We start from the raw sequence: 26,390 nt of genomic DNA, 5'->3' as shown, positions 1-26,390 counted from the left end.
CGGTCGGGGCCCGCCGCGGGCGGGATGGGGCGGGAGGCGGAATGCCGCCCGGCCGGGTCGGGGGAGACCGGCCGGGCGGCGGCTTTGGGGGTCAGCCGCAGCAGGTGCAGTTCGGGCCGCAGCAGTTGTCGGCCGACTTCACGGACGCGGCTTCGTGGGTGTGGGCAGTGGGGGCGCAGCAACCCTTGCCCTGCCAGGCCTCGATGCCTTCGCGTACGGCGATGGCCGCTATGACCAGGGCGGCGATGGGGTCGGCCCAGGTGTAGCCGAAGGCGGCGTTGAGGAGGAGGCCGACGAGGAGCACCGCGGAGAGGTAGGTGCACAGCAGCGTCTGCTTGGAGTCGGCGACCGCGCTGGCGGAGCCGAGTTCGCGGCCCGTGCGCCGTTGGGCGGCGGACAGGAACGGCATGATCGCCAGTGACAGGGCGGCCAGGATGATGCCGGTGGTGGAGGTCTGGGCTTCGCCGTTCCCGGTGAGGGCGCGTATGGAGTCGACGGTGACGTAGACGGCGAGCGCGAGGAAGGAGACGGCGATGATGCGCAGGGTCTTCTTCTCGCGGGCCTGGCGCGCGGCGTGGTCGCGGGCGGAGAACTGCCAGGCGACGGCGGTGGCGGAGGAGACCTCGATGACGGAGTCGAGTCCGAAGCCGATCAGGGCGGTGGAGGAGGCGATCGTGCCGGCGGTCAGTGCGACGGCGGCCTCGACGACGTTGTAGGTGATGGTGGCCGCGACCAGCAGGCGTATGCGGCGGGCGAGCAGGTCGCGCCGTGCCGGGGCGGGTCCGAGCGAGATGTCGGCGGCCATCGGTGGTCCTTCGGTTCGGTGCGGGGGAGGGGGTGCGCGGTGCCGCGTCGGGCCCGGCGTGCTGCGGGTCGGCGCTGCTTGGTCGGGATGCGGGTGGGGCGGTTGGTTCGGTGGTGCGGTTCGTGCGGTGGTTTGGTGTGCCCCAGGTTCCGGGGGCAGGGGCGACGCGGGTGTGGTGCGGGCAGCCCGAGGAGGGCCGGCACCCCTCGAAGCTAGTACAGGTGAGCCTGAATTCACAACCTCGTGAACTCATTTCGAGTCGCCGTCACCGGTGTCGATAGGGATGTTCGTGCTGGTCAGACCGGTAGTCGGAAAGTTCACGTATGGCTGAATTCAGGGAGGGAGGTACTCTGAACGCATGCTGACTATCGCTCCCGAGGTCGAGGTTCTCGCCCGGTTCGGCCGCGCTCTGGCCGATCCGATCCGCTGCCAGCTGCTGCTGGCCCTGCGTGAGGCGCCGGCGCATCCGGCGGATCTGGCGGAGCGGCTGGGCATCTCGCGGACGCGACTGTCGAACCATCTGGCGTGCCTGCGTGACTGTGGTCTGGTGGTGGCGGTGCCGGTGGGGCGCCGCACTCGGTACGAACTCAGTGATGAGCGTCTGGGGCACGCGTTGGACGATCTGCGCTCGGCGGTGATCGCGGTGGAGGCGGACCGCACGTGCCCGGACGCGGAGGACAAGGGCTGCTGCTGACCCCCGCCGAAGGGCGGGGGTCGCGTGCCGGGCCGCGGGGTGTCAGGCGGTGGAGCGCCCGGGACTCTCCAGGGCCTCCTTCAGCCGCTGGAGGGTGACCTTCATGGTCTGACGGTTGTGGGTGGCGCGGTCGTGGACGCCGCTGACCCGGGGGCCGATGAAGTGCATGATGCTGCCCCGGGAATCGGTCCACGTCTCGGTCACCTTGGTGGCCCGGCCGTCGCCGATGGGCTCGAAGGCGTAGCTCCAGGTCGCGATGGACAGGCCGATGCGGGCGACGTCGAAGGTGAACCGGCGGGCGTCGTCCGCTTGGGTGACGGTGCAGTTGGTGTTCCAGGGTCGGCCCTTGGCGGAGTTGTTGTGGCCGGTGAAGCGCATTCCGACGCGGACGGCGGGGCTCTCGACGGCGGCGCCGGTGCACTCCGGGCTCCATCGGCCCATGTCGGCGACGTTGGTGACGGCGTCGTACACCGCCTTCGGCGGCGCCTGGATCTCTATGGACTCGGAGACGGTCTTCGACATGACGGACGCTTTCCTTTCATGAGAGGTGGGACCGGGTCTGTGACGTGCGACGACATGCGCCCGCGGGGCCCCGGAGCATGGGTTGCGGGCCCGGCGGGCTCATCCGCAGATCAGTGCGCAGAGGGCGGAGAGGGTGCCGGCGCCGATCAGGACGACCGGTGCGGCGGCGATCGAGCAGGCCGCGGCGAAGGCGCCCGCGGCGGTCAGGGAGCTGCAGCACTTGGGGTGGTTGATCAGGTGGTAGCGGCGGGCGCTGACCGGGCAGGTGCGGGCGGCCGCACGGGTTGGCGGCGCGGGCACGGTGGCGGTGGGTTCGGCGGTCCAGCGGCCGAGTGCGTCGGCGGTGACGTGGCGGCCGCACCGGTTGCGGGCCGCGCAGTCGGCGCGCATCTCGATCAGTGCGCCGAACCGCTCGGCGAAGCGGATGGTCAGCTGTCCCCTGGGCAGTGCGGTGCGTACCGCGTCGCACAGTTCGGTCAGCAGGTGGTGCCGTTCGGTGAGGTGGGCCCGTTCGTGGGCGAGGATCGAGTCGACCTCGGGGCCGGTGAACCCCTCCAGGAGCGCGTCGGAGATGACCGCGTGCCCGCCCTCGGGGCCCGGAACGCTGTAGGCCAGGGGTTGGCGGCTGGGTAACACCATGGCCCGGCGGGCCTTCGACGGCCGGCCGAACAGCTCCAGCAGCGCCCGGTGCTTGGCGCGGCGTTTGCGCGCGGCGCGATGGATCCGCAGGAAGGAGAACGTGATCCGGGCGGCGAACAGCCAGGCGACCGCGAGCGCCACGAAGTCGGCCGGTACGCCGAGTAAGCGGTGGGCGAGCACGGCCTCGGGATGCGCGGCGAACGCATACGTCCCGGCGAGCAGGGCCGTGAGGGCCCCGGCCATGCCGGCGGCCCACAGCGACAGTGCCGCACACGGTGCCCGGTAGGGCCAGTCGGTGACGGAGACGACCGCCAGGGTCGTTCCCGCGAGAACTACTGACAACAGCACAAGACAGAGCGCATCCACAGATCCCCCGTACGTTTTGTCTTTTCGTGCTCGTTTGCGCGTCGGACCGGTCCCACCCCCGGAACAGCCCGTTCGAGCACAGCCCTCGGCGCCCCGTGCGCCGTCGGCTCAGGTCGTGTCGTGGTTCCTGTCCTGCCGGCCGAGGGTGTCGGCCAGCGCCTGGCGTGCCTCGGGGCTGATGACGTCGACGAAGCGCAGCATCGCCTCGTGGTCGTCACCCGCGATGCCGAGCGCGTCGGTCATGAGCTCGGCGAACAGCGCCTCGCGCGTGGCGACGGCGCTGAAGAGGTGGGCCCGGGCCTGGGAGTCCTGCTTGACCAGGCCCTTGCGGGCCAGTCTCTGCAGTGTGGTGAGCACGGTCGTGTAGGCGATGCGACGCGACATCGCCAGTTCCTCGTGTACTTCACGGACCGTGCGGGGATGGTCGAACCGCCACAGGCAGTCCAGCACCGTCCGCTCCAGGTCACCCAGTTGTGCCATGGCCGACAGCATAGGCGATCGATTCCTGCTTGACTATCGGCGTAGTACTACTGCGATAGTAGGTCCGCTGCGGTGAGCCGGACGGGCACCTCGCCTCCCTCCCGCACGCCCTTCGACTGCTGTGACACAAGGGGGATTCGTGGACTTCTTCACCATGCTCGGCTGCCCGGAGGCGGCCTTCCGCCAGGCCGACGGCGAGTGGCAGGCCTCCGTCACCACCGCCCTGCGCGACAACTTCGCCCACCACGCGGAGCGCAACGCCTTCTACCGCGCCCAGTGCGAGGCGGCCGGCATCAAGCCGAGCGAGATCTCCACCCTCGCCGACCTCACGAAGATCCCGCTGCTGCCGGTGCGCATGTTCAAGCAGCCCGACGCGCACGTCCTGATGACCGCCCCGCTGACCGACGTCGAGCTGGAGATCCGCTCGACCGGCACCGGGGGCGTGCCCAGCGTGGCCCGCCGCGACGTCACCACCACCACCCGCGTCATGACCGGGATCCTCGCCCAGTACCGCGAGTTCTTCGGGGTCGGCAACGGAGCGGGCCTCTTCCTGTGCCCCTCGACCGCAGAGACCCCCGAGATGGGCATGGTCAAGGCCTTCAACGTCCTCAACGGCCTCCTCGACGACCACGCCTACATCGTGCGGGACTACGCCTTCGACCCCGCCGAGGCCCTCGCCCGCCTCGAAGGGTGGGAGGACGCGATGACCCGCCACATCATCGGCCCGCCCTTCCTCGTCGGCCGCCTCCTGCGCTTCCTGGAACTGGAGGACATCCGCCTCCAGCTCGACCCCGACTCCCTGGTCATCACCCTCGGCGGCTGGAAGCGCTACACCGGCGAGTCCATCAGCCGCGAGGAGTTCAACTCCAAGATCGAGACCTACCTCGGCATACCCGCGGTGAACGTCCGCGACATGTACGGGATGATCGAGTCGAACATGTTGGCCGTGGAGTGCGAGCACCACCGCAAGCACGTCCCGCCGTGGTCCTACATCTCCATCCGCGACGTCGAGAACACCGACATCGAGCTGCAACCCGGCAAGACCGGCGTCATCGCCCTCCTGGACGCACTCAGCACCGGCTACCCCGCCTTCATCCTCAGCGACGACGTCGGCGAGGTCGACCACACCCCCTGCCCCTGCGGCCGCACCGGCCAGAGCGTCTCCTTCCGCCGCCGCCTGCAGGGCGCCGAACTCGGCTGCTGCGCGGTGAGCATCGAGAAGTTCATCGACAGCCAGGAGATCGTCGCCGAGTGCGAGGTCCCCCAGCCGGCCACCACCACGGAGGCCTGACGCCGATGCCCCGCTACAGCCCCACCGTCGTCGACCACTTCACCAACCCGCGCAACCCCGGCGAGGTCGAGAACCCGGACGTCACCGCCTTCATCGGCAACCCCGTCTGCGGCGACCAGATCATGCTCACCGCCAACGTCACCGACGGCACCGTCACCGACATCCGATTCCGCGCCCACGGCTGCGCCGCCTCCCTGGCCACCGCCAGCGTCCTCACCGAAGCCCTTCTCTCCCAGCCCCTGGACTCCGTCGAGGGCTGGGACGACGAGCACGTGGAGATGCTGCTGGGACGGCTCTCACCCGACCAGCGCCACGTGAGCGCCCTCGGCCGCCAGGTCGCCCAGCGCCTCCTGCGCAACCACCGGGAAGGAGCAGCCGATGACGCACCCCTCGTCTGTTCCTAGCCCGTCCCTCCCCAGCGAGGACGAGACGGGCATCTATCTCGACAACGCCGCCACCACCCCGATCTGCGACCCGGCCCGCCAGGCCGTCGTCGACGGCATGACGATCACGGGGAACCCCTCCAGCCGCCACGAGGCCGGAGACCAGGCCAAGGAGGCCCTCGACGCCTCCCGCCGGCAGCTCGCCGCCCTGCTGAACTGCACACCCGACGAGGTCGTCTTCACCGCCGGCGGATCCGAAGCCGACGCGCTGGCAATCTGCGGAACCGTCCTGGCCGCGGACAGCCCCGTGCACCTGATCACCACCGCCATCGAGCACTCGGCCGTCCTCGAAGCCTGCGAACTCGCCCGCAAGCTCGGCGCCGAGGTCACCGTCGTCCACCCCGACAGCCAGGGCTGGATCGACCCCGCCACCATCCGCCGGGCACTGCGCCCGCACACCGCCCTGATCTCCGTGATGCAGGTCAACAACGAGACCGGCGTCATCCAGCCCGTCGGCGAGATCGCCGACATCGCCCACCGCGCGGGCGCGCTCCTGCACACCGACGCCGTCCAGGCCGCCGGCAAGCTCCCCCTCCCCGCGGACGCCGACCTCGTCTCCGTCTCCGCCCACAAGTTCTACGGGCCCAAGGGCATCGGAGCCCTCAAGGTCGCCGACCACGTCCGCCTCGCCCCGCTCATCCGCGGCGGCAGCCAGGAACGCGGCCTGCGCGCCGGCACCGAAAACGTCCCCGGCATCCTCGGCATGGCCGCCGCCGCCCGCACCGCCCTCACCCACCTCGACGACCCCGTCGTCCAGGCCCACCGCTACGCCCTGCGCGACGCGCTGCTGCGCGGCCTGGAGAAAGCCGGCGGCTTCCACATCAACGGCGACGGCGCACCCACCCTGCCCGACACCCTCAACATCTCCTTCGCCGGCCTGCGCGGCGACACCCTCGTCGACGTCCTGGCCGTGCACGGGGTGTGCGTCTCCGCCGGCTCCGCCTGCCACGCCGGCAGCGACAGCCCCTCCCACGTCCTGACCGCCATGGGCATCGGCGCGGAGCGGGCCAAGGCCGCCATCCGGTTCAGCACCGGCCACACCACCACGCTCACCGAGGTGGAGGAGGCCGCCCGCCTCACCGTCGCCGCCGTCGCCCGGCTCCGCGCCCTCGGCCCGATCACCCAACGGGCCAGCCGTGTCTGACACCGCCCACATCAGCGACCAGTTCGCGCTCGCACCCCCGCACACCCTCCACGAGGCACCGTTCGTCTCCCACCCCGACCCCGCCACCGCCCGACAGGTGGAGATCAACGCCCCCGTACGCAACCTGCAGATGCTCGAACTGCAGATCGCGGGCGGCGCCAGCGAGGTCTACCTCGCACACCGCTCCCCGGCAGGCGTCAGCTTCGACGCCCTGCCGGGCCGGCGGGACGGCGACCCCACCCAGATCTCCAACCCGCGCCTGTTGAAATCGATCATCAAGCAGGCGCACGACGCGGGCCTGCGCGTCCACCTGGCCGCCGACGCACCAGCTGTCCCGGCCGACCTGCGCGACGCCTACCTCGCGCACGTCACCCAGGGCATCGAAGCCGGAGCCGACAGCGTCATGGTCGCCTCCCTCCCCGCCGCGCGTCAGGTCCGCGACGCCCACCCCGCCATACCGCTCACCGCGGCCGGCGGCATGGGCGTCACCACCACCGCCTTCGCCCAGCACCTGCGCGACACCTACGCCATCGGCCGCATCGTCACCCCGCACGCCGCCGGCCTGGATGAGATCGCCGCGTTCTGCGCCCTGGACGGCATCGAGGTCGAAGTGCCCGTGCAGACCGGCTCCGGCGCCGACTGCCACTCCTGCCGCCTGCCCGACCAGCAAGGAGTCGGCCTCGGCTGCCGCGCCGGCTACCGCGACGACGACGAACCGGGTGCCGATCTGGGCGGGTTCCTCGACGGGGCCTCCGACTGCGCCCTGTGCGACATCCCCTCCCTGGCCGCCCTCGGCGTCAAAGCCCTCCAGATCCCCGGCCGGGAAAGCCCCATCGTCCGCCAGAACGCCAAGATCACCCAGATGTACCGGCGCGCCCTGAACGGCGTCGAAAAGGGCTGGAGCACCCGTCGGACCATCGAGGACATCGACCGCATCGAACTGACCTGGCAGATGGGCTGGGTACCCCGCATGTGCGAACAGCAGCGCTGCCGCTTCCGCGACACCCCACGCCGCCGAGCACACGTGTGAGACAGGAGGACACCCTCATGACGGTCGACATCCGCCTGACCACACCCGCCCGCCTGACCGAAGTCCTCGCCCTGGACATCGACGCCGTGAGCATCGGCCAGGAGGGCTGCCACCACAAGCTCCCCGACACCGACACCCTGCGCCACGCCCTGGACCGCATCCGCACCGCCGGCCTACGCGCCGGCCTGGTCCTGCCCACCGCCTGGCAGCGCCACGCCACCACCCTCGCCGACACCGCCCTGACAGTCGCCAAGGACGGCCCGCTGGCCTGCACGGTCAACGACCTCGGCACCCTCGCCCACCTCGCCGCCCAGGCACCCGCCGGCTGCGAACTGGCCCTCGGCCTGGCGCTGCGCCCCGGCCGCGCACACGACGCGGCGGAACAACCCCGCCGGCCCGACGAGCCCACCGTCTACGACGAGGCGTTCCTCACCGAGTACGCCGCCTTCGGCGTCCGCGTTCTGGAAGCCGACCCCGCCGCGGTCGTGCACGCCCCGGCCGGCTGGCGGGTGCGCCGCCTCGCCGACGTCACCCCGGTGGCCTGGGCCCGCGCCTGCCCCACCGCCCGCCACCACCAGCTCACCCCGCCCCACTGCGCCACCGCCTGCGACACCCCGGTGCGCCTGACGGCCACCCACCGCTGGCAGCTCGGCCACGGCCACCGCGAACCGGTCCCGGTCGCCGACCGACCCCACCAGCCCCACCTCACCGTCTACGGCAACACCGCCTACGCCCAGGCCGCCACCCCGGCCGACCCCGCCGACCCGGCGGCATCCGCCGAGGTCATCGTCGACGCCCGCTTCCACACACCCCAGCAACTCGCCGCACACGCCGCCGTCCTGCGCCCGGCCCTGGCAGCACACCCGTAGGAGCCTTCTGTGGTCGACCTCGCCCTGAGCACCGATCAGCAAGACATCGTCGACGAGGCCCGAGCCGCCGCCCGCGCCTTCCTCGCACCCCGCGCCACGCAATACGACCGCGACGCCGCCTTCCCCCGCGCCAACATCACCGACCTCCACGAAGCCGGCCTCCTCGGCCTGCTCATCCCCACCGAGTACGGCGGCACCGGCGCCGACCTGACCTCCTGGGCGCTGGCCGTCGCCGAACTCGCCGAGGCCTGCGGATCCACCGCCCTGATCTTCGCCATGCACTCCAGCGCCGCCCGCCTCCTGGCCGCCGACGCCCCCACCAACCCGTACGCCGCCCAGGTCCTCAAGGAAGTCACCACCGAGGGCAAACTCCTCAGCTTCGGCTTCTCCGAACCCGGCACCGGCGGCAACATCCTCAACCCCCAGCTGCGCGCCACCGCCGACGGCGACCGGATCCACCTCAAGGGGACGAAGGCCTTCTGCACCGGCGCCGGACACGCCGACTACTACGTCATCAACGGCCACAGCGGCGAAACCGACTTCCGACGCTCCCAGACCATGGCCGTCCTCCCCGCCGACCAGCCCGGCCTCACGGTCAAGGAAGTCTGGGACGCGATGGGCATGCGCGCCAACAGCGCCAACACCCTCCTGCTGGACTGCCACATCCCCCTCCACGGCGCCGTCGGCGGCCCCGGCGGCGGCATGGCCCACCTGCCCCACGCCCTGCCCGCCCTCACCCTCGGCCTGTCCGCGGCCTCCCTCGGCATCGCCCGCGCCTGCCAGGCCTTCGCCGACCACCACGTCATGACCCGCACCCTGGCCCCCACCGGCCGGCCCCTCGCCGCGTTCCAGGCCGTCCGCCTGCACGTCGCCGACATCGCCACCCACGTGCACACCGCACGCCTCGCGCTCCTGCACGGTGCCTGGACCGCCGAGAACGACCCCCTGGAAGTCCTCAGCGTCCTCAACACCACCAAGTACATCTGCAACAAAGCCGCCATCGACGTCGCCGACACCGCCATGCAGGTCACCGGCGGCCACGGCTTCCTGCGCGCCAACCCGCTGGAGCGCCACTACCGCGACGCCCGCGCCGGCGCCGTCATGGGCAGCAACCTCGACGCTCTCAGAGACGCGATCGGCAAGGCCGCCCTCGGCCTGGACCCGCGCAGCGACACCATCACCGCACCCACAGGAGAGCCCCGACCGTGACCACCGTCCAGCCCACCGAAGCGCAGATCACCGCCACCCTCAAGACGGCCCTCACCGACGTCCTGGAGCCCGCCGACCTCGCCCACGTCGACCTCGACGCCATCGGCCCCCATACCCCGCTGCTCAGCCTCCCGTTGGACTCGATCACCCTCGTCGGCGCCATGAGCCGCATCGAGACCGAGTACCGCGTCTTCATCCCCGAGCAGAAGGCGTTCGCCTTCAAGACCGTCGCCGACCTCGCCGGGTTCGTCCAAGAACGCGTCCAGGCCAAAGCCGCCCGCACCGCCCAGTGAAAGGGGCACCATGACCACCGCCACCCAGCCCCTGCTGGACTACACCCGCCTCGCCGCCCACACAGCCGGCCTGGCCTTCCTCGACTCCCGCGGCGTCACCGGCGAACTCACCTACGCCGACCTCGCCACCAAGGCCCACACCGCAGCCGCAGCCCTCCACAGCCGCGGCCTGCGGCCGGGCGACCGGGCCGTGCTGCCCATGCCCTCCGGCCCCGACTACTTCACCGCCCTGGCAGGCTGCCTCCTCGCCGGCATCGCCCCCTGCACCGTGGTGATCCCCAACAACCCGCACGACACCGAATCCGCCGGCATGCGCCAGTTCGCCGCCGTCCTGTCCGTCGTACGCCCGGCAGCCGTCATCACCATCGACCGGGACACCGCCAAGCTCCTCGCCGCCGGCCCCGGCCCGCTCCACCTCCACCCAGACGACCTGCGGCACGCACCGCCGGACTCCTACCAGCCCGCCATCCCGGGCCCGGACACCGTCCACCACATCCAGCTCACCTCCGGTTCGACCTCCGCGCCGAAAGCCGCCGCCCTCACCTACGCCCAGGTCACCGCCAACGTCCACGCCATCCTGGACATCTTCGACCTCACCCCCGGCCACGACCGGCTCTGCAACTGGCTGCCCCTCCACCACGACATGGGCTTCGTCGTCGCCCTCAGCGCACTCCACAGCGGCACCCCCCTGGACTCGATGTCCCCCATGAGCTTCCTGCGCGACCCGCTGTCCTGGCTGCGCCACATCTCCCAGCGCGGCGTCACCCTCACCAGCGGCCCTCCGTTCGGCTACCGCACCGCCGTCGAACGCCACCGCCGCAACCCCGCCGAAGACCTGGACCTCTCCCGGCTGCGCCAAGCCCACGTCGGCGCCGAGCCCATCCCCTACAGCGTCCTCGCCGACTTCCGCGACACCTTCGCCCCCCACGGACTCGCCGCCGACACGTTGATGCCCTGCTACGGCATGGCCGAGACCGTCCTGGTCGCCACCATGTCCCTCAAGCACCACCCCACCACCGACCATTCCTGGGGCCGGGTCAAGGCCCTGCGCCTCGACCGCGAAGCCCTCCACCACCACAACACGATCACCGACGCCCGCGACGACCGCCCCGACATCACCGTCGTCGCCTGCGGACAGCCGGTCGGCGGTCTCACCACAGCCATCCGCCACCCCGACGGCACCGCCTGCCAGGACAACGAGATCGGCGAGATCCACCTCCACGGCGACTCCGTCATGGCCGGCTACCTCGACCCCGACGGCCAACCCACCGTCCTCCCCGACCGCACCCACGCCACCGGAGACCTCGGCTTCCACCGCGACGGAGACCTCTACATCGTCGGCCGCATCAAGGAAATGCTCATCGTCCGCGGCCGCAACCTGCCCCCGTACGACGTCGAGCAGACCATCGAAACGCTCCCCGCCGTCGGCGCCGGCAACAGCGCCGTCTTCTCCCACGCCGACAACGACGGCGAACACGTCATCGCCGTCATCGAAACCCGCGCCCCCGCCGACCAGGCCGACGCCCTGCGCCTGGAGATCGCCACCCTCGTACGCCAGACCTTCGGCTTCAGCCCCCGCGAAATCATCCTCGTCCGCCGCGGCCGGATCCCCCGCACCACCAGCGGCAAGCGCCAACGCGCCCAACTGCGCCAGCAGTACCTCACGGGAGGCCTGAGCTAATGGCCCACAGCACCGTCCCCCGCGGAAACCACGTCGACGGCCCCCGCACGCCCGAAGCGCACCGGGACCACTTCCGCCACCTGATGGGCGAACTGCCCGCAGGGGTAACGGTGCTCACCACGATGTCACCCGACGGACCCATGGGCATGACCACCAGCGCCGTCACCTCGCTGTCCATGAACCCGCCCATGATCCTGGCCTGCCTGACCAGCACCTCCACCACCCTGGCGGGCATCCTCAGCCACGGAACCTTCGCGATCAACATCCTCACCGACGCCATGACCGACACCTCCGACCGCTTCGCCCACGGCCCGGTCCTGGAACGCTTCACCGCCGTGCCCCACCGCCTCGTCGACGGTCTCCCCCTGCTGGAGGACACGGCCGGAGCAGCCATCTGCCAGGTCGCCGCCACCCACCCCGGAGGCGACCACACCATCCTCACCGCCACCGTCACCCGCACGCTCCACGGCGAAGGCTCCCCCCTCCTCCGCCACCGCGCCGCCTACCGCAGCATCCGCTAGCGGCCGGGCCACAACCCCGCACCACCCACACCGTCACCGGCCCACGCAAGGAAGCAGGCACCCATGCGCACCGAGAGGCTGCACCAACACCTCGGCCTCACCCCCCGCACCGGGTACCGGCCCGCGGCAGGCCACGCCGACGTCTGGCTCCTGCGCGCCGCCCCTCACCTCGCGGCAGTCGCCCGGGAGAACATCACCGTCCTCAGCCCCGAAGAGCAGCACCGTGCCCGCGAGCTCCCCACCCCGCACGGCCAGGACACCTACCTCGTCGCCCACCTGGCCCTGCGCACGCTGCTCGGCAAGTGCCTCGGACAGCCCCCGGCCCAGGTCGCCCTCGCGCGGGCAGACTGCCCCCTGTGCCAGCAACCCCACGGACGACCCGCCCTCCAGCACACCTCGGGCCTCCACTTCTCCCTGTCCCACGCCCGCGACCAGATCATGATCGGCCTGGCCCGCACGCCGATCGGCGTCGACATCGAAGCCGCCGACCGTGTCCGGATGGAGACGCTGATCCGCCGACTCCACCCGGCCGAACACACCGCCATCAAGGCCCTCCCCGCCGACCGGCGCCGCGATGCGCTGGTCCGATGCTGGACACGCAAGGAGGCCTACCTCAAAGGCCTGGGAACAGGCTTGGCCACCCCGCCCCACCAGGTCAACGTGGGGACCGGACTGACCCGGCACGACGAAGACGAACTCGCCGACCGAAACGGCTGGACCCTCACCGCAGTCACCGCACCGGCCGGCTACGCAGCCTCCCTGGCGCTCCTGGTCCCGCCCGGAACCCGCGTCCGCACCACAATCCGGACACGAGCCGCCCACCCGGGCCCACCCCGCAGACCACTCGTCGCGGAACACCGGCCCAACCCGTACCGCCGAATCAAGACGCCACCGCGCGCGCCGGAACCGCTACGAGCCGGATGACCGAGGCCCGAGGGGCACCGGCTTGCCCCGGTACGCGCACGAAGCCGTTGGGTGGGCCCCGAGTCGCCCCAATCAAACTTCGGCGGACCCGGGTCCGCCCCGGCGAGGGGAGCGGTATGCAACGAGTTCCAGCACGTGGGAGGTGCCGAGGCTCTTCCGCTCGGCCGGCCCCCGGCCCGCCTCGGGACCGTCAGGGCCGGTCCACGCGGAAGAGGTAGCAGCCGTATTCGACTGCCCTTACATGTACCTGGGCGGTGTCCGGGTCGGCGAAGGCTTCGGTGAGGGCGCGGTCGAGGGCCGATTCGGCGGCGTCCGGCAGTTCCACGAGGCGGCCGCCCGTGATGTATCCCCGGCTGTCGTAGCGGCGGAGGGCACGCAGAGCGCCCGGAGGGGCCCACGGAAAGCCGGTGCCGTCGGCTTGCGGCCCACCGCAGTCCTCAGCGTGGATGAAGACGGGCCCCTGCTCGTCGTACGCTCCGGGTTCGGCGCCCGTCTCCGCCGCCCAGCGGCGCAGGGGGGCGTAGGAGACGAGGGCGATCCGGTCGCCCACCGCGCTGAGCCGGAAGCAGCAGCGGAGCGGAGCACCTCCTTCCCCATCCACGTACGGGCACATCGAACGCCCGGCGTCGTCGCGGACGCGGAGCTCCTTGAGGGTGGTGGAGGTGAGTGCCAGAGGCGCGTAGGTGATCGTCATGCGGTCATCCTGGCGCAGCAGGGCAGGGGGCGCTGGCGGGAATCCGACGCGGCGCTTGCGACAGACGCGGCCGGCCGACTCACTGTCGGTGAAGCACACCGGCACGTCGTCACCTTCGAGTTGTATCCCTTGTCACCGAGGACATGAGCGGCGCGACCTGAGGCCGTCCCGGTCCGATGCGAGGCATCCGGATTGCTTCCGTCACCGCGGTGAAGTGGGTGCAGTTGCCGAGGGCCCGGCTCGGGGTCAGGGCCGTCTGTTTGGGTGACACCCCACTGGGGCACCAGGTCGCGGGGTCACCGAAAAACGTCGATGTTCTCGCTCACCCATTCGGCATACGAGCGCAATGGCCGACCGATGATGCTCTTCACGGTCGGCCGCTGGTCGAGTGTCCACTGCACGAGCTCGGCGTATCGGGTGCCGTACTCCTTCAGCGCGTACAGGGTCACGTCGATGGCGCTGTCGGGCCAGCCGAGGCGCTGCCAGACGGCCCGGCTCTCATCGGGTCGCAGGTCGACGGTATCGATGTCGTGGCCAAGAGCGGCGGCGATGCTCTCTATCCGTGACCGCGTGCTCAGAGGCAGCCCGACCCCCTCGATAATCGTGCCGGCGTGCTCATGGCTGAGCAGGGCGGCGACTGCTACGGCGGCGAGGTCCTCTTCATGGATGAAGGGGTACCTGCCCTGTTCGAGGAAGGCTTCCCGTACCACCGCAGTGGCCCGGATGGTGTCGGGCCAGTCCGCCCCCGTCGCCGGATAGGTGCCCTCGATGAGAGCCCCCATCACGGCCGATGGGCGGAGATGGGTCCACACGAGGCCCGAACGCTCCGCCGCCTTCTCGATCGCGAGCCAGAACCAGGTCTCCGGCGGATAGGCCTCCTCGTACTCCGGCCCGTGGGACGACAGCACGACAACCCTTCCCGCGCCGGCGTTTCGCGCCAGCGAGAGGGCCTCCTGCACCGTCGACGGATGGGCGCCGGCGAGGAACACCGCGCCGACGTCATCGAAGGCCTGGGCACACTCAAGTGGCTGGGTGATGGACCCTTCCACCACTTCAACGCTCTCGGGCCAGCCATCGCACTGGCTCGGCTCCGCCAACACCCGTACCTGCCTGCCCGCCTCAAGCAGCTGTCGTGCCACGTGTCGTCCGATGATCCCGGTGGGGCTGCTGCCTTCGCGCTTGCGCGGGCTGACGACGGTCAGCAGGCAAAGCCCTTCGGTTGCTGGAGTCTCTTCAAGCTGCTCGAACCAGTCCACGACAAGACCCTTCAACGCGTGAGCGGAGATCTTGCACCCGGTCCTGATCCTGGGCGGCTTTTGCCATCAGGGAGCAGAGTCAAGGGTTGCGGATCGAGACCAGTAGGTTACCAGGCACCGCCGCACACACCCCCGATGTACCGGCATCTGCCCAGGTCCACCGCGAGGGACTCGCTACGCCCGACGTGTTGGGAAACCGGCGGTCGGTAAGGCACTGAGATTGCCGTTCAACCCATGGACGGTTTGTGCTTACCGTAGGCGGGTGAACGAGATCAACACCGAAACCCTTGGGTGGGAGCTCATCGGCTGGGACAGCGACGAGCAAGCCGCGCATGTCACTGGCCTCAATCGCGTTGAGATTCTGAGGATCAGGGACCTGTTCCCCGAGCGCGACGATGACTTCCTTGAGACCGCGGTCTACGAGGTGCCGCCCGCGCTGTACTCGGCGATGCGGAGCGCCGTCCCGCATCTGGAGTTCCGTGAGGGGTTGGAATACCAGGTCGGTGGAGGTCTCCTATCAGTCTGACCTGCCCCTATGCGGTAGCAGGGAGGGTGTACACGCAAGACCGCCGGTAGCGCCGCCGCTACTGCGCACGGGCCCGCCCGCTCAGTGCCTGCCGGTGGTGTTCCTGGCGACTGTCCTGTGACGGGCGGCTATGCGGTGGTGGGCGTGGTCCCGCGGGGCCCGACCCTGGACGCGGCGGCGCAGGCGCGGCAGGGGGCCGCGGTCAGGTTCTTCCGGTTGCGATGAAACGTTTGTGGGCGCTCCGGTCAAGTACTGGACAGGGGGGCCGGTCGGGCCACCCACGCAGGGGAGGAACCGGGTGCTCAGCCCACGACACGAGACCGGGCCACCGGATCTCACCACGCCCGAGGGGTTCGGGGCGTTCTACGAGGAACACATCGACGCCGTGCTCGGCTTCGTCACCCGCCGGGTCGCCGACCCGCACCTGGCGGCGGACCTGACGGCCGACGTCTTCCTCGCCGCGATGGGATCGGCCCGCGGCTATCGGCCCGACCGGGGAGCGCCGATCGCCTGGGTGTTCGGCATAGCCCGCAACGTCCTGTCGGGCCACGCCCGCGGGCTGGCCCGCGAGAGCGGCGCACTGGCCCGGCTGAGCGGGCGCCGCCTGCTCGACGAGGAGGACGTGGCGGCGCTGGAGGAGCGCATCGACGCCCAGCGGGCCTTCAGGGACCTGGCCGAGCGCCACACCGCTCTCTCCGAGCCCCTGCGCGCCGCCCTCGACCTGGTCGTGCTCGACCAGCTCACCCCGGCCGAGGCCGCCCAGGCCCGGCGTCACCCAGGCGACGATCCGCGTCCGCCTGCACCGCGCGCGGCGCGCGCTGCGCGCCCCGGACTCCCTGACCGAACACCAGTTGGAGGCAGCCCGATGAGCACCCGGCCCAGCGGCTTCGAGGAGCGGCTGAAGGCCGCCCTCCTGGCCCGTCTCCCGGAGGCAGCGCCCGCGGCCCCCGCCCGGTCCTTCGCCCGGCGATACGGCATCCCGCTCGCGGTGGGCCTCGCCACGGCCGCCGTCGCCGCCGTCATGACCCTGCCGGGCAGCACCCGCACCGGCCCGCCGCCCGCCGGCTCGCCGAGCCCCTCGGCCTCCGACGCGCCCGAAATCAAGAAGGATCCGGACGGATCGCTCCGGTTCAAGCTGCCCGCGCACGACCAGATACCGGCGCTCGTGGAGGAGTTGAGGGAACTGGGGGTTCAGGCCGTACTGGTCCCGAAGCGGCCGCGGTCCCAGTGCTCGGAGCCCGGCGGCGGGTACCGCGGCCCGCAGGCCGACCCCGAGGCCGAGATCATGCAGTCCGGCAATGACGACTTCGATTTCAAGGTCAACGCGAAGACGGTCCCGGCGGGCTACACGCTCACGTTCGACTGGGCGGATTACCACCCGCTGGGGGAGCGGGGGATCAGCTTCGGCGTGATCGAGACCTCCAAGGTCCCCGCGTGCTCGATCGACTACTCCGAGGGCTTGGAAGCAGCCCTCAAGGCCAGGTCCGAGCCCCCGAAGGACCTCGGCAAGACGATCGAGGTCGCCGCGCCCGCGCCTGACGAACTGCCCGAACTGGTGCGGCGGCTCCAGGCCCAGGGGGTCAGCGTCGCGGTGACCGAGAAGAAGCCGTCGTCGGAGTGCCCGCACGTGGGTGGCGGCTACCGAGGTCCCCAGGCCGACCCCGAGGCCGAGCTGAACCGTGCGGGTGACAGGGCCACGTTGAAGATCAACTCGAAGACGGTCCCGCCGGGCTACACGCTCGTCTTCTCGAAGCCGGCCAGGCCGTCGAGCCCCTACGCACGAGTCGGGTTCGGCGTGAAGGAGGCCTCTAAGGTCACGCCCTGCGAGATCGATTTCTCCTCGAGCGACGAGGAACAGGCGCGATGAACGCCGAGCGGCAGGCCGGGCTCGAGGAGTTCGGCGGCTCCGGTACCCAGCCTGCTGCGTCACCGCCCGGCGCGTCGTCGCGGTAGGCCCGCCCTCGTCCTGGGTCCCGATCGCTGTAGTAGCCACGATCGTCCTGACCCTCTTCGTTGCTCCATTGCTCACCCGCCGCCAAGAGAACGGCAAGCTCCAGGCTGGAGCCGAGGGCACGAACGAGGTCCAGCACGTCGTCATGGCCTGCAACCTGCCGTAGGGGCCTGACCCCGCCGGACGCGAGGTCTCCCGGTCCATGGCCGGGGGACGGGACCTCGCGTGTTCCGATCGGCGGCGCACCCCCTAGGCTGTGCGCCGGTCGGCTCCAGGCGCGGGGTCCCAGGGGGCGGGGAACAGGATGTCCATAGAACGTCACATAGCGGGGATGCTCCAGCAGATCGCCCGTCAGCAGGACACCGTCGAGATCGCCCCCCAGGGCTCCACGCCGAAGGCGGCCGCCCTGGCGCACGTGGCGGAGCAGTACGGCTACACGTACGGCATGGCGTACAGGACCAAGTCAAGAACTCGCTCGTCCAGGTCCGGATGTACCGGGACCCGCACCCCGACGCGCGCGTCCGCGAGGCGGCCACCATCACCGCCCATCCGCAGGCGGGCAACGGCGGGACAGTGCCGGGGTTGGAGCAGGGCTCGCTGAAGCCGCTCCCCGAAGCGGTCGGTGCCGTGGCCGTGCTGAAGGACCTCATCACCTTCGACGTCATGGCCCTGTACGTCGCCGACCGGAGCCAAAAGGTGAAGGGCTACCTCGCCTGCGCGGTCCTGACCGTCCTCCTGCTCATCGACAGGTCCCCGGTCGAAGCGGTTGCCTCCGGCGGGGCGGTCGCGCTGCTCTTCACCGTGGCGTTCAAGGTGGGCGCGATCCGCCGCGGGAAGATCGCACAGCGGCTGACGGCCGCCGGCTTCCTCGCGGTGCGCGACGAACAAGGCGACCGGCGGTTCCTGCGCCCGGGGCAGCAGTTGCCCGGCCACACCAACCCGTTCGCCGCCTGAGACCCTGGCCTGCGGCGCAGGCAGGACTGGGACATCGCTGGGCAGCTGCCGCCGGCCGAGCTCGCCCGGCTGCTGTACCCCCCTGGCGGTGGGGGCTTCGCCTGGAGCGAAGCCCCCACCGCACGAGCCAAGGACACTGCCGTGCGTATACCGAAGCTCCTCTTCCTCCTGGCTGTCGTCACTGCTCTCGCCGGATGCGCAGGGCAGGGGGAGGACCCGGCTCCCGAGGCGGTATGGGAGCCGGACGATGCGCTGCAGAGGGCGCAAGGGGCTCTGAAGGACGATCACGCTTCGGCGCAGCGTGTGCGGTTCGGTTCCCCCCACGTCGGTTCGGGCATGAACGAGAAGCTGGAGACGAGTGGCAACAAGCCCTATCGCCTCGATCTCGTCTGCGACAGCACGGACGTACGCAAGGTGACGGTCTCCCTCACCCGGGAAGCTTCGAAGAAGGAAGTCGACGTCACCTGCGCGGGTACCGCTCGCAAACCCCCGGTACGCATCAACTTCCCCGCTGGCCCGCCCGTCACGATGACAGTCGCACCGGCGTCCGGCGCCCCCCTCGGTCTTGTCGTCTGGGAGCTCAAAACCCTCGACCCCACGAACGTGCAGGGATGTGCCGACGAGATCGTGGGCTGCTGACGCCATCAGTTCGACAGCCGAACGGGTCGGATGGTTCAGCTAGATCAGGGTGAAGGAGAAACTCACCGCGGCCGGCAGTGGGCGGCAATGAGCGAACCCAGCAGGCGCCTACGGATCCGGAGCTGATCCCGACCGAACTCTCGCATGGATCAGGAACGAGGACGAACTGGGGGCAGGCTCCGTCTGTGGATGCACTCCGGGCGGCGGCAGCTCGACGTTGCAGTGCCTGGAGAGCCAGCACGTGGGCTTCGGGATCCCAGACGAGGAGTTCGCCGTCCAGGACCAGGCCCAGTGGCAGCTGTTCGACGGCGGCTGCGACCAGGTTGGGGGAACAGCAGAGCGCGGCGGCCGTCGAATTTCTGCTCGTACGCTGGATCCCGCGGCGCACCCGCTGGCGGAATCGCCTCAGCGGCCTGGGTCAGCATCGGCTCCACGGGGGGCAGCGTCACTTCACAGCCTCCGTCCGGGTGTACTCCTCAGGACAGCCTGACTGGCGGACAGCCGCGCTGGTCTCAGGAAGCGTGTTTGAGGGCGTCGACGAGATCGTGGCGGCTCATCTGGGAGCGGCCGGGGATTCTGGCCGCGGTGGCCTTCTTGTAGAGATCGGCCTTGGTCAGGGCATCCCAGTCCTGCTTCTTCGGTGACGAGCGGATGCGCTTCTTACCCGCCGGCTTCTTGGCGCTGCCCGCACCGGAACCAGTGGCGCGGGTGCGGGTCGAGGCCTTCTCGCCGGCGGGCTTGGGGCTGCGTGCGCGGTCGACGCTGGCGCGCAGGGCCTCCATGAGGTCGACGGCGCCGGTGGGCTCGGCGGCCGGCTCGGCCTTCTCGACCGTGTCGCCCTTCTGCTTGGCCTTGATCAGAGCGGCGACCTTCTCCTGGAAGGTGTCGTGAAACTGGCCCGGATCCCAGGTCATGGCCATGGCTTCGATGAGCTGTTCGGCCATCCGCACTTCCTTGGCCGTCCCCTTCGCCTTGCCGGGGAGGCCGTCGATCTCGTCCTTCGGGTTTCGGATCTCATCCGCCCAGTGCAGCGTGTGGAGGGTGAGGAGGCCGTCTTCGGCTTTGAGTGCGACCAGGTATTCGTGCTGGCGCATGACGAAGGTGGCGATGCCGGCCTTGCCGGTCTTGGCGAGGGCCTGCTCGAAAAGGCTGTAGGTTTTCTCGAAGCCTTTGCCGCGCGGTCCGAGGTAGTAGGTCTCGTCGAAGAAGATCGGCTCGATGTCGTCCAGGTCGACGAACCCGGTGATCTCCAGGGACTGCGAGCGGCCGGGGGCGATCTCGTCCAATTCCTTCGGCTCGACCAGCACGTACTCGCCCTCGCCGGTGTCGTAGCCCTTGACGACGTCGGACAGGTCGACCTCTTCGCCGGTGCGCTCGTTGACGCGCCGGTTGCGGATCCGGTCGGAGGTTCCGCGCTGCAGCTGATGGAAGTGGATGGTGTGGCTGTCGGTGGCCGTGTAGAGGCCGACCGGCAGGCTGACCAGCCCGAACGACAAGTTTCCGGCCCATACGGGACGCGCCACGGACGCCACCTCCTCTGCTGTCCTCCTCCCAGTTCACGACGCCTGCCCCGTCCGCACCACCGGCGCCCTCAGCCGGTCCGCCGAACGGGCCACGAACCGGAGCGCCGACTTCCCATCCGGATTCGAACGCAATTACGATTCAAGCGTGACCGACGAGAGCACTTTCCCCGACGACCTCCTCCAGCTGCAGGAGCGCCTGCACCGAGCTCACGCCGAGCACCGCACATACCTGGCATCACTGCCCTGGAGCGTGGACCCCCTGACGGGGTGGGAGCGCGGTGAACGGTACTCACACCGCCGCGACGTTCCCGACAGCCCGGGCTGGACAGACGAGCAGAAGCAGACGGTCGACCGGATGTGGGCCGAGATCCGGAAGCTGTCGATCGCGGTCGTCGACCACCCCCACTGGAAGAGCGTCCCCACCGAGATCCGGGTGAAGAGCCGCATGCAGCTGAAGCGGCAGGCACGGCCTGCGGAAGTATCCGAGGCGGCGTAGCCGTCATGCCGGAACCACTGCTGCCCCTGCCGCCGGCCCTGGACCAGCTCCTTGTGATACGCCGTCCTGCGGACCGCACCTTCGGTGCCTGCCTGCCCGCTTTGCCGCCCCGACAGTGAGCTGGGCCTGCTCGATAGCTGATCGACATGGGACGGTTTGCAGGATTTGATGAGTGCTGCCGGCGTCAGGGAAGCGGGGGCCTCAAGGAGCGGCTTGATCAGCTGGTTGATCAAGTTGTCGTTGGCGCCGCCGCTGCTCATCGCGTAGGGCTTCGCCCCCGCTGCACGAGGCCGATCCGCCCCTCGGGCACCCCACGCGCACCGTGGGGTATGAGGGCGCTATTGGGCAGGCACGGTGAGCCTCTCCTCGAGCATCTGGCAGAACACCGCGAGGCGAGGCTCGGTCGACGGGATCACGGGGACGAGGCTGCGGAGGGCAATGATCAGCAAGCGCACCTGCCCACGAGGCTCAGCGGCCTCCAGAAATTCCGCGAGACACTGCTCGGCCTCTTCCCAGCGCCCCCAAAGGCAGTAGGCCAGGACGAGGTTGTCCGCTTCGAAAGCATCGCGCTTCCCGGCGGCGGGAGAACCCAGAAGTTCCACTACACGCGTCAGGTGGTGGTCGCAGTCCGGGTGACCGAGCGCGGACATGGCGACGGCCGTCTCGTAGTGAGTCCATGCGTCATCGGCGTCGAGCTCGATGGACCGGGTGAGGTCGGCGAGCGCTTCGGCATAGTGGCCGAGCAAGCGGTGCGCGACACCGCGGGCGGTGAGTGTAGAGGCACTGGCGGGACGGAGTTCGACTGAGAGATCGTAGTCGGTCAAGGCTTCCTCATACGCGCCCAGCACGCGATGGCAATCGCCCCTCCTCCTGACGGCCCAGTTGTTGTCGGGACTGATCTCGTGGAGTCGGACGAAGTCGGCAAGAGCCTCCTCGAAGCGGCCGACATGGGCTCGTGCCATCCCCCGCAGGTGGAAGTTCCCTGGGAAGTCCGGATCGTGCGCGATGGCGTGATCGAAGTCGGCGAGGGCCTCGTCGTGCCGCCCCATCGACTGGAGGGTGATGCCACGGCCGGCGAAGGCCCAGGCAGACCCGGGGTCGAGCTCGAGGGCACGGGTGTAGTCCGCCAGGGCATCCTCGTACCGCCCCGCCAGGCGGTAGGTCTCGGCTCTGTTCGCGACGGGCCAGGCACTGTCGGGACTCAGCTCAGCTGCCCGGGTGAAGTCGGCCAAGGCTTCCTCGTATCGCCCCAGCTTGCGGTAAGTGTGTCCACGGCTTGTGAAGGCCCAGACGAGGTCTGGGACAAGCGCGATGGCACGCCCGAAGTCCTCGAAGGCTTCCTCGTAACGCCCCATCGCCTCGTAGGTGCCACCCCGGCTCGCCAACGTCTGAGCCTCGTCTTCGGGTGCGATCGTGAGGAGGCGCGTGAAGCCGTCCAAGGCTTCCTCGTAACGGGCGAGCGCATGACAGATCCCGGCGCGTGCGCTGATTGCCGACTGATGGTCCGGAGTGGATTCCAACACACGGTCGACGTCTGCCAGGGCCTCCTCATACCTTCCGGCCACGCGGTACAGAGTCCCCCGGTTGACCAGGCTCAGGGCGTCGCCTGGATTGAGTTCTACGGCCCGGGTGTAGTCGGCGATCGCCGCGTCGTCATTCCCCGTGAGTTGTCGAGTCAAGGCCCGGCCGTACCAGGCGCGCTCCGCCAGTGGGTTCAGGGCGATGGCCTGGGTGTAGTCGGCCAGAGCCCGCTCGTAGTCCCCGGCGACGCGATGGTCGCGGCCTCGGAGGGTCAGAGCCAATGCTCGGCCTACGGGCTCCAGGCCGGGGCGGGCCAGGAGCAGGGTCAGGGCGGCGATGCCCGGGGCAGCCTCATCCAGGGCCGTGCGGAGGTCCTCAGCCCGCCCCGTCAGCTCTGGGGAGTCCGCGTCGTAGCCCGCCCTGGCCAGGGCTACGGCCCAGCGGCGCAGGGTGGTGATTCCGTGGTCGTAGGCATCGACGAGTTCGCGCAGCGCGGCCGGGAGGGCGGCGCGGGGATCAGCGCAGAGCCGGTGGTAGGTCTCCTCCAAGCGGAGACCGCGCCAGGTCTCGTCCGCCCACCACCCCGCGGTTGGGGCAGTTGCCGCCTCGAGGCGTTCGCGGCGGTGGCGGAAGGCATCAGCCAGCCGGGTGTGGAGCTGCTCCCAGCGGACCGGCGACTGCCTGCGCTGCAGGCGCAGCATCGCTCCGCGCACTACCTCGTGATAGCGGCAGTGGCCCGAACGATCGGTGACGAAGGGCATCGACCGCAGCCAGCCGAACAGTTCGGACGCTTCCTCCTCGACAGCCGCCCGGTATACGTCCTCGTCCAGCTCCTGCGGGAACGCGCAGGCCAGGGCGGCGGCCCGACGGGCGGGGTCGGGCTCCCACTTCAGGAACCGCTCAACGGCGGTGCCGCTGGGGTCCCCGATCTCGTCCACCGTTGCCGGCTGCGTCTCAGCCAGGGTGGAGACCAGAACCGGCAGCCGGCCCGAGAGACGCAGGATCACCTCCACCACCCGCTCGTCGGTGACCCCCTTGCCGGTGAGGAGCCGGCGCGCCTCGGTCTCCGTGAAGACCTCCAGCGGCCAGTCGGTGACCAGGTCGTGCCAGTCCTCCCAGGTACGGGCGGCCAGCCGGGACTGACCGGCGAGGGTCACCAGTACGTTGGCGGGGAGTTCCCCGTACCGTTCGGTGCCCAGAACGTCGCGCAGCCATGTGTCGAGCATCGGGCCGGTGCGCTCGTAGGTGTCGAAGAACAGCACGATCCAAGGGTGCCGGCGCGCCACCTCGGTGAGTTCCTCGAGGAATACCGGGGTCAGCGCGTCGAGTGGGGACAAGACCAGCTCCACGTCGCCGTGGCTGCGCAGCCGGGTGCTGAGAAGGGCCTTGACGCGGTCCGCGCCGGCGGCGACCTGGTTCGGGTTCACGGCTCCGGTGAAGGCGCCGACGCCGGGGATCATGCCGAGTCCGACGAGACCCACCTGCGAGGCGATCACGCTGGACGGGGAGGGGGACGCGGACGGCGCGGCACCCACCGCCGGGTCCGAGGCTGCCGCGGCTGCGGCCAATCCCGCGTCGGCCTCGTGCCGGCGCTGGCGGTAGGTGGCCAGCAGTTTGTCGAATCCTTTCAGCGCCACGCCCTGCTGGGCGCACTGCGCGCTGACGACCTCCATCGTTTCGACTACGTCCGCGACAGACTCGTCCACGTACGCGGTGACCGCCCCGGCCTCGCGGGCGATGGTCTCCAACTGCCGCACCAGGGTTGATTTGCCGACCCCGGCCGGGCCCCGCACGTGGAAGAGGAACTGAGCCGCCTCCTCCGGGGACTGTCTGAGTGCGTCGCGGAACGCGCCGACCTCGCCCTGCCGCCCGATGAAGCCGACGGAACGCCGTCGCCGAATCAGTTCCTGCCTCGAAGGCCCCCGCCCCGCCATCTGTCAGACCCTTCGGTACGCCACCGGCTGTATGGACATGCTGTCGCATGGAGGCGGATGTCGTCCGGCGAGCATAGGAAATTGCGCCGAAGAACCCTTGAGCAGCGAGTCCCGCTCTAGGGCAGTCCCGCAGCGGGCTGCACCGCCTGGTACCGGAAGATCGCCTCCGCGCCCATGAGCTCGCCAGGGGCCGATTCTGACCGCCTTGCGGAGAAACCCGACGACGGCGGACTCAGCTGCCGTCCCGACACTCAGCTACAAGACGTGCTCGGGTCCGGTCCCCTGTGCTCACGCCGCATAACCACGAAGAAGATCGAACCGACGCGAGCGCGGCAAGGAGGCAAGGTCCTTTGGCAACAGCGGGTCGGGGGCCGGGAACCGTCCGGCATGATCGTGCGTGACTCTTGATGGGCAGTCGGCTGGTGGAGGGGATCTGATGAAGACGCGAACGATGGTGAGCGTGGCAGCGGTATCGGCATGCGTGGCGCTGACGACGTGCGGGTGCGGTCCGGACGAAGCGAAGGAGAACGCCGACGCGAAGCCTTCGCGGCCGTCCGCGTCCACATCGGCGAACGCACCGTCGGGCACGCCGTCCGCATCCGCCGGAACCGAGCAGCCTGCGCCGCCGGTGACCGCTGACCGGCCCGCGCCCAGGACGAAGGAGCGCGCGATCCAGCGGTACGAGCAGTACCTCCACGGCCTCGGCCGTGAGGACATCGGGACGGTCTGCGAAGTGGCGGGGCCAGGCGCGAAGAAGGCAGAGGACCAGGGATTCGGTCCGTGCACGACGACGTACGCCATCGTGTTCCAGATGATCTCACCCGAGCAGAAGAATGCCCTGCGAACCGCGACGGTCGATCCGCAACGCGTTCACGTGCGCACCCTCGACACGATCGAGATGCCGCTCGAATCGGTCAGGTCCTCCGCCACCTTCTCCGAGGAAGACCTCGGCAGCTACGTCCTGGAATACCTCAAGGACGACTACTACATCACCGACGGGAAGTGACTCTCCGGCCGCGGAGACCCCGCCGGAGATACGGGGCAGCCGAGGCCGAGAGGCCAGCGCCCGGTCCGGCTGGTGGGCACGCCAGCAGGTTCACGGCGGGGCGCGGCGCCCGGTGCCGTCCGTAGGCCAGAACGAAGACCGCTTGTCGACGAGTCTCAGCGGCAGTTGTTGATCACCGCGCCAGGAAATATCGGCGAGTACTGACACCGCTCTGGGCGTCTGGAGTGTCATTGGCTGCTGAGAAGGTCGAGTCATGACTGACCGCACTGCTTCAATCATTGCTTGCTGAGTTCCCGCGGGATCTGGGTCACGGGGAGGCGGAGGGGACGTCCAGCAGGATGCGCGTGGAGACCTCGGCGAAGGCGGCGGGTCCGGCCGGTGCCGAACGCGGCCCACACCGGATCCACAACCGCTTAGAGGACGGACCCGTACGGGCTGGCCCGGTACTCCTGCCGGACCATCGCCGCGGCCCGTCGTCGGGCCAGAGCCGGGTCGGCGATCAGAACGTCCCGAATGGCAGTCTGCCGCCCGTGAGGCCGGGGGCCGGCGACGGACAGTCACCTCCACCGCTCCGCATCCTCCAGGGCGGCCAGGCGAGTGCGGTGCTGATAGCCGCGGCAAGACGCAGAGAGACCACCGAAGCGATCATCGGCGCCATCACCGGCACCCTCACACACCCTCAACTCCTCATCCTCGGCCGCCACGATCCGCCCAGCCGCCTCCGCCCCATCGGCCGCACGGTTCCGCCGCACCCCGACGCCGCCCGCCAGCTCGCCGAACACCTGACCCCCGCCGGCTCCGGCCATCCCTGGCCGGCGCGAAGTTCACCACGGCATGGGGCACCCGCGATGCCCTGGACGCCACCCTCGTCCAGCCGGGGCTCGTCGCGGAGATCAGCGCCGACACCTCCGTCGACCGGGGCGGGGCCACCGGTATCCGATCCGGTACGTGCGCCTGGACGCGTCTGTCGATGACGTGC

General features: G+C 70.2%; 26 protein-coding genes. 17 read left to right on the top strand and 9 right to left on the bottom strand.

All coding sequences use genetic code 11. The features are described from left to right. Window positions 1-91: 91 nt before the first annotated feature. Window positions 92-805, bottom strand: coding sequence for a cation efflux transmembrane domain-containing protein (locus BGK67_RS02580; RefSeq protein WP_069918360.1), 714 nt, complete (start codon window positions 803-805; stop codon window positions 92-94). Between the two features lie 358 nt (window positions 806-1,163). Here BGK67_RS02580 and BGK67_RS02575 point away from each other — a divergent pair, with 358 nt between their 5' ends. Next, the gene (locus BGK67_RS02575) at window positions 1,164-1,499 is read left to right on the top strand and encodes an ArsR/SmtB family transcription factor (protein WP_069918359.1); all 336 of its coding nucleotides are present in this window, start codon (window positions 1,164-1,166) and stop codon (window positions 1,497-1,499) included. A gap of 42 nt (window positions 1,500-1,541) precedes the next feature. Here the strand turns inward: BGK67_RS02575 and BGK67_RS02570 are convergent, their stop codons facing one another. From BGK67_RS02570 to BGK67_RS02560, 3 genes are all read right to left on the bottom strand, one after another. Beyond that, entirely contained in the window at window positions 1,542-2,021 is a 480-nt protein-coding gene (locus BGK67_RS02570; RefSeq protein WP_069918358.1) for an SRPBCC family protein, read from the bottom strand. Window positions 2,022-2,120: 99 nt separating this feature from the next. Further along, on the bottom strand, window positions 2,121-3,002 hold the full coding sequence (locus tag BGK67_RS02565) for a M56 family metallopeptidase (protein ID WP_141753995.1): 882 nt from the start codon (window positions 3,000-3,002) through the stop codon (window positions 2,121-2,123). A 132-nt stretch (window positions 3,003-3,134) separates the two neighbouring features. Beyond that, the gene (locus BGK67_RS02560; RefSeq protein WP_069923571.1) at window positions 3,135-3,506 is read right to left on the bottom strand and encodes a BlaI/MecI/CopY family transcriptional regulator; all 372 of its coding nucleotides are present in this window, start codon (window positions 3,504-3,506) and stop codon (window positions 3,135-3,137) included. Window positions 3,507-3,645: 139 nt separating this feature from the next. Between BGK67_RS02560 and BGK67_RS02555 the strand changes: the two genes are divergently transcribed. The 10 genes from BGK67_RS02555 (at window position 3,646) to BGK67_RS02510 (ending at window position 12,911) form a co-directional block, all read left to right on the top strand. After that, on the top strand, window positions 3,646-4,797 hold the full coding sequence (locus BGK67_RS02555) for a LuxE/PaaK family acyltransferase (protein ID WP_069918356.1): 1,152 nt from the start codon (window positions 3,646-3,648) through the stop codon (window positions 4,795-4,797). A 5-nt stretch (window positions 4,798-4,802) separates the two neighbouring features. After that, complete coding sequence (locus BGK67_RS02550; protein WP_069918355.1) at window positions 4,803-5,201, top strand: iron-sulfur cluster assembly scaffold protein; 399 nt, start codon at window positions 4,803-4,805, stop codon at window positions 5,199-5,201. Continuing rightward, complete coding sequence (locus BGK67_RS02545; protein ID WP_069918354.1) at window positions 5,176-6,384, top strand: cysteine desulfurase family protein; 1,209 nt, start codon at window positions 5,176-5,178, stop codon at window positions 6,382-6,384. Before BGK67_RS02550 ends, BGK67_RS02545 begins: the two co-directional genes overlap by 26 nt. Further along, the gene (locus tag BGK67_RS02540) at window positions 6,377-7,414 is read left to right on the top strand and encodes a peptidase U32 family protein (protein WP_069918353.1); all 1,038 of its coding nucleotides are present in this window, start codon (window positions 6,377-6,379) and stop codon (window positions 7,412-7,414) included. Before BGK67_RS02545 ends, BGK67_RS02540 begins: the two co-directional genes overlap by 8 nt. 17 nt (window positions 7,415-7,431) lie before the next feature. Continuing rightward, window positions 7,432-8,283 carry a hypothetical protein gene (locus BGK67_RS02535; RefSeq protein WP_069918352.1) on the top strand — a complete coding sequence of 284 codons (852 nt, stop codon included), beginning with the start codon at window positions 7,432-7,434 and terminating at the stop codon, window positions 8,281-8,283. Window positions 8,284-8,292: 9 nt separating this feature from the next. After that, the gene (locus BGK67_RS40675) at window positions 8,293-9,492 is read left to right on the top strand and encodes an acyl-CoA dehydrogenase family protein (protein ID WP_069918351.1); all 1,200 of its coding nucleotides are present in this window, start codon (window positions 8,293-8,295) and stop codon (window positions 9,490-9,492) included. Continuing rightward, entirely contained in the window at window positions 9,489-9,785 is a 297-nt protein-coding gene (locus BGK67_RS02525; RefSeq protein ID WP_069918350.1) for an acyl carrier protein, read from the top strand. The genes BGK67_RS40675 and BGK67_RS02525 overlap by 4 nt, the downstream gene beginning before the upstream one ends. Before the next feature lie 10 nt (window positions 9,786-9,795). Then, window positions 9,796-11,466 (top strand): AMP-binding protein, encoded by a 1,671-nt coding sequence (locus tag BGK67_RS02520; protein ID WP_069918349.1) that lies wholly within the window; start codon window positions 9,796-9,798, stop codon window positions 11,464-11,466. Beyond that, window positions 11,466-11,987, top strand: coding sequence for a flavin reductase family protein (locus tag BGK67_RS02515; RefSeq protein WP_079153957.1), 522 nt, complete (start codon window positions 11,466-11,468; stop codon window positions 11,985-11,987). The genes BGK67_RS02520 and BGK67_RS02515 overlap by 1 nt, the downstream gene beginning before the upstream one ends. 63 nt (window positions 11,988-12,050) lie before the next feature. After that, window positions 12,051-12,911, top strand: a complete 861-nt coding sequence (locus BGK67_RS02510; RefSeq protein ID WP_069918348.1) for a 4'-phosphopantetheinyl transferase family protein — start codon at window positions 12,051-12,053, stop codon at window positions 12,909-12,911. Between the two features lie 190 nt (window positions 12,912-13,101). Here the strand turns inward: BGK67_RS02510 and BGK67_RS02505 are convergent, their stop codons facing one another. Further along, complete coding sequence (locus BGK67_RS02505; RefSeq protein WP_069918347.1) at window positions 13,102-13,605, bottom strand: DUF1203 domain-containing protein; 504 nt, start codon at window positions 13,603-13,605, stop codon at window positions 13,102-13,104. A gap of 296 nt (window positions 13,606-13,901) precedes the next feature. After that, window positions 13,902-14,861, bottom strand: a complete 960-nt coding sequence (locus BGK67_RS02500; protein WP_069918346.1) for an SDR family oxidoreductase — start codon at window positions 14,859-14,861, stop codon at window positions 13,902-13,904. A gap of 262 nt (window positions 14,862-15,123) precedes the next feature. Here BGK67_RS02500 and BGK67_RS02495 point away from each other — a divergent pair, with 262 nt between their 5' ends. The 4 genes from BGK67_RS02495 to BGK67_RS38225 all read left to right on the top strand — a co-directional run bounded on the left by BGK67_RS02495 (window position 15,124) and on the right by BGK67_RS38225 (window position 18,931). After that, window positions 15,124-15,387: a hypothetical protein gene (locus BGK67_RS02495; protein ID WP_069918345.1), complete on the top strand. Its 264-nt coding sequence runs from the start codon at window positions 15,124-15,126 to the stop codon at window positions 15,385-15,387. 298 nt (window positions 15,388-15,685) lie between these two features. Then, window positions 15,686-17,254 (top strand): RNA polymerase sigma factor, encoded by a 1,569-nt coding sequence (locus BGK67_RS39765; RefSeq protein WP_244291113.1) that lies wholly within the window; start codon window positions 15,686-15,688, stop codon window positions 17,252-17,254. 573 nt (window positions 17,255-17,827) lie between these two features. Then, the gene (locus BGK67_RS02480; protein ID WP_069918343.1) at window positions 17,828-18,292 is read left to right on the top strand and encodes a hypothetical protein; all 465 of its coding nucleotides are present in this window, start codon (window positions 17,828-17,830) and stop codon (window positions 18,290-18,292) included. 141 nt (window positions 18,293-18,433) lie between these two features. Beyond that, window positions 18,434-18,931: a hypothetical protein gene (locus BGK67_RS38225; protein WP_141753994.1), complete on the top strand. Its 498-nt coding sequence runs from the start codon at window positions 18,434-18,436 to the stop codon at window positions 18,929-18,931. Window positions 18,932-19,443: 512 nt separating this feature from the next. On the opposite strand, the gene BGK67_RS02470 is transcribed toward BGK67_RS38225, so the two are convergent. Further along, entirely contained in the window at window positions 19,444-20,454 is a 1,011-nt protein-coding gene (locus BGK67_RS02470) for a non-homologous end joining protein Ku (protein ID WP_069923569.1), read from the bottom strand. A gap of 145 nt (window positions 20,455-20,599) precedes the next feature. Between BGK67_RS02470 and BGK67_RS02465 the strand changes: the two genes are divergently transcribed. Beyond that, entirely contained in the window at window positions 20,600-20,950 is a 351-nt protein-coding gene (locus tag BGK67_RS02465; RefSeq protein ID WP_069918341.1) for a hypothetical protein, read from the top strand. A 338-nt stretch (window positions 20,951-21,288) separates the two neighbouring features. Here BGK67_RS02465 and BGK67_RS02460 read toward each other — a convergent pair whose 3' ends face one another. Both BGK67_RS02460 and BGK67_RS38220 read right to left on the bottom strand, forming a co-directional pair. Continuing rightward, complete coding sequence (locus BGK67_RS02460; RefSeq protein ID WP_069918340.1) at window positions 21,289-24,405, bottom strand: ATP-binding protein; 3,117 nt, start codon at window positions 24,403-24,405, stop codon at window positions 21,289-21,291. A gap of 288 nt (window positions 24,406-24,693) precedes the next feature. Beyond that, window positions 24,694-24,993 (bottom strand): hypothetical protein, encoded by a 300-nt coding sequence (locus tag BGK67_RS38220; protein ID WP_141753993.1) that lies wholly within the window; start codon window positions 24,991-24,993, stop codon window positions 24,694-24,696. A gap of 40 nt (window positions 24,994-25,033) precedes the next feature. Here BGK67_RS38220 and BGK67_RS02455 point away from each other — a divergent pair, with 40 nt between their 5' ends. Beyond that, a complete protein-coding gene (locus BGK67_RS02455; protein ID WP_079153956.1) occupies window positions 25,034-25,411 on the top strand; it encodes a hypothetical protein in 378 nt (125 codons plus the stop codon). The last annotated feature ends 979 nt before the right edge of the window (window positions 25,412-26,390 follow it).

It is taken from the genome of Streptomyces subrutilus, assembly GCF_001746425.1.
GTDB classification, from domain to species: domain Bacteria; phylum Actinomycetota; class Actinomycetes; order Streptomycetales; family Streptomycetaceae; genus Streptomyces; species Streptomyces subrutilus_A.
The sequence above is the reverse complement of the archived record's forward strand: the minus strand, read 5'-3'. Positions and strand labels throughout refer to the sequence as shown.

Coding starts and splice junctions, on each gene's coding strand:
- BGK67_RS02575 (WP_069918359.1), top strand. CDS start 1,164: ATGCTGACTATCGCTCCCGAGGTCGAGGTTCTCGCCCGGTTCGGCCGC.
- BGK67_RS02480 (WP_069918343.1), top strand. CDS start 17,828: ATGTACCGGGACCCGCACCCCGACGCGCGCGTCCGCGAGGCGGCCACC.
- BGK67_RS02580 (WP_069918360.1), bottom strand. CDS start 805: ATGGCCGCCGACATCTCGCTCGGACCCGCCCCGGCACGGCGCGACCTG.
- BGK67_RS02460 (WP_069918340.1), bottom strand. CDS start 24,405: ATGGCGGGGCGGGGGCCTTCGAGGCAGGAACTGATTCGGCGACGGCGT.
- BGK67_RS02505 (WP_069918347.1), bottom strand. CDS start 13,605: ATGACGATCACCTACGCGCCTCTGGCACTCACCTCCACCACCCTCAAG.
- BGK67_RS02570 (WP_069918358.1), bottom strand. CDS start 2,021: ATGTCGAAGACCGTCTCCGAGTCCATAGAGATCCAGGCGCCGCCGAAG.
- BGK67_RS02560 (WP_069923571.1), bottom strand. CDS start 3,506: ATGGCACAACTGGGTGACCTGGAGCGGACGGTGCTGGACTGCCTGTGG.
- BGK67_RS02545 (WP_069918354.1), top strand. CDS start 5,176: ATGACGCACCCCTCGTCTGTTCCTAGCCCGTCCCTCCCCAGCGAGGAC.
- BGK67_RS02510 (WP_069918348.1), top strand. CDS start 12,051: ATGCGCACCGAGAGGCTGCACCAACACCTCGGCCTCACCCCCCGCACC.
- BGK67_RS02550 (WP_069918355.1), top strand. CDS start 4,803: ATGCCCCGCTACAGCCCCACCGTCGTCGACCACTTCACCAACCCGCGC.
- BGK67_RS02515 (WP_079153957.1), top strand. CDS start 11,466: ATGGCCCACAGCACCGTCCCCCGCGGAAACCACGTCGACGGCCCCCGC.
- BGK67_RS02535 (WP_069918352.1), top strand. CDS start 7,432: ATGACGGTCGACATCCGCCTGACCACACCCGCCCGCCTGACCGAAGTC.
- BGK67_RS02520 (WP_069918349.1), top strand. CDS start 9,796: ATGACCACCGCCACCCAGCCCCTGCTGGACTACACCCGCCTCGCCGCC.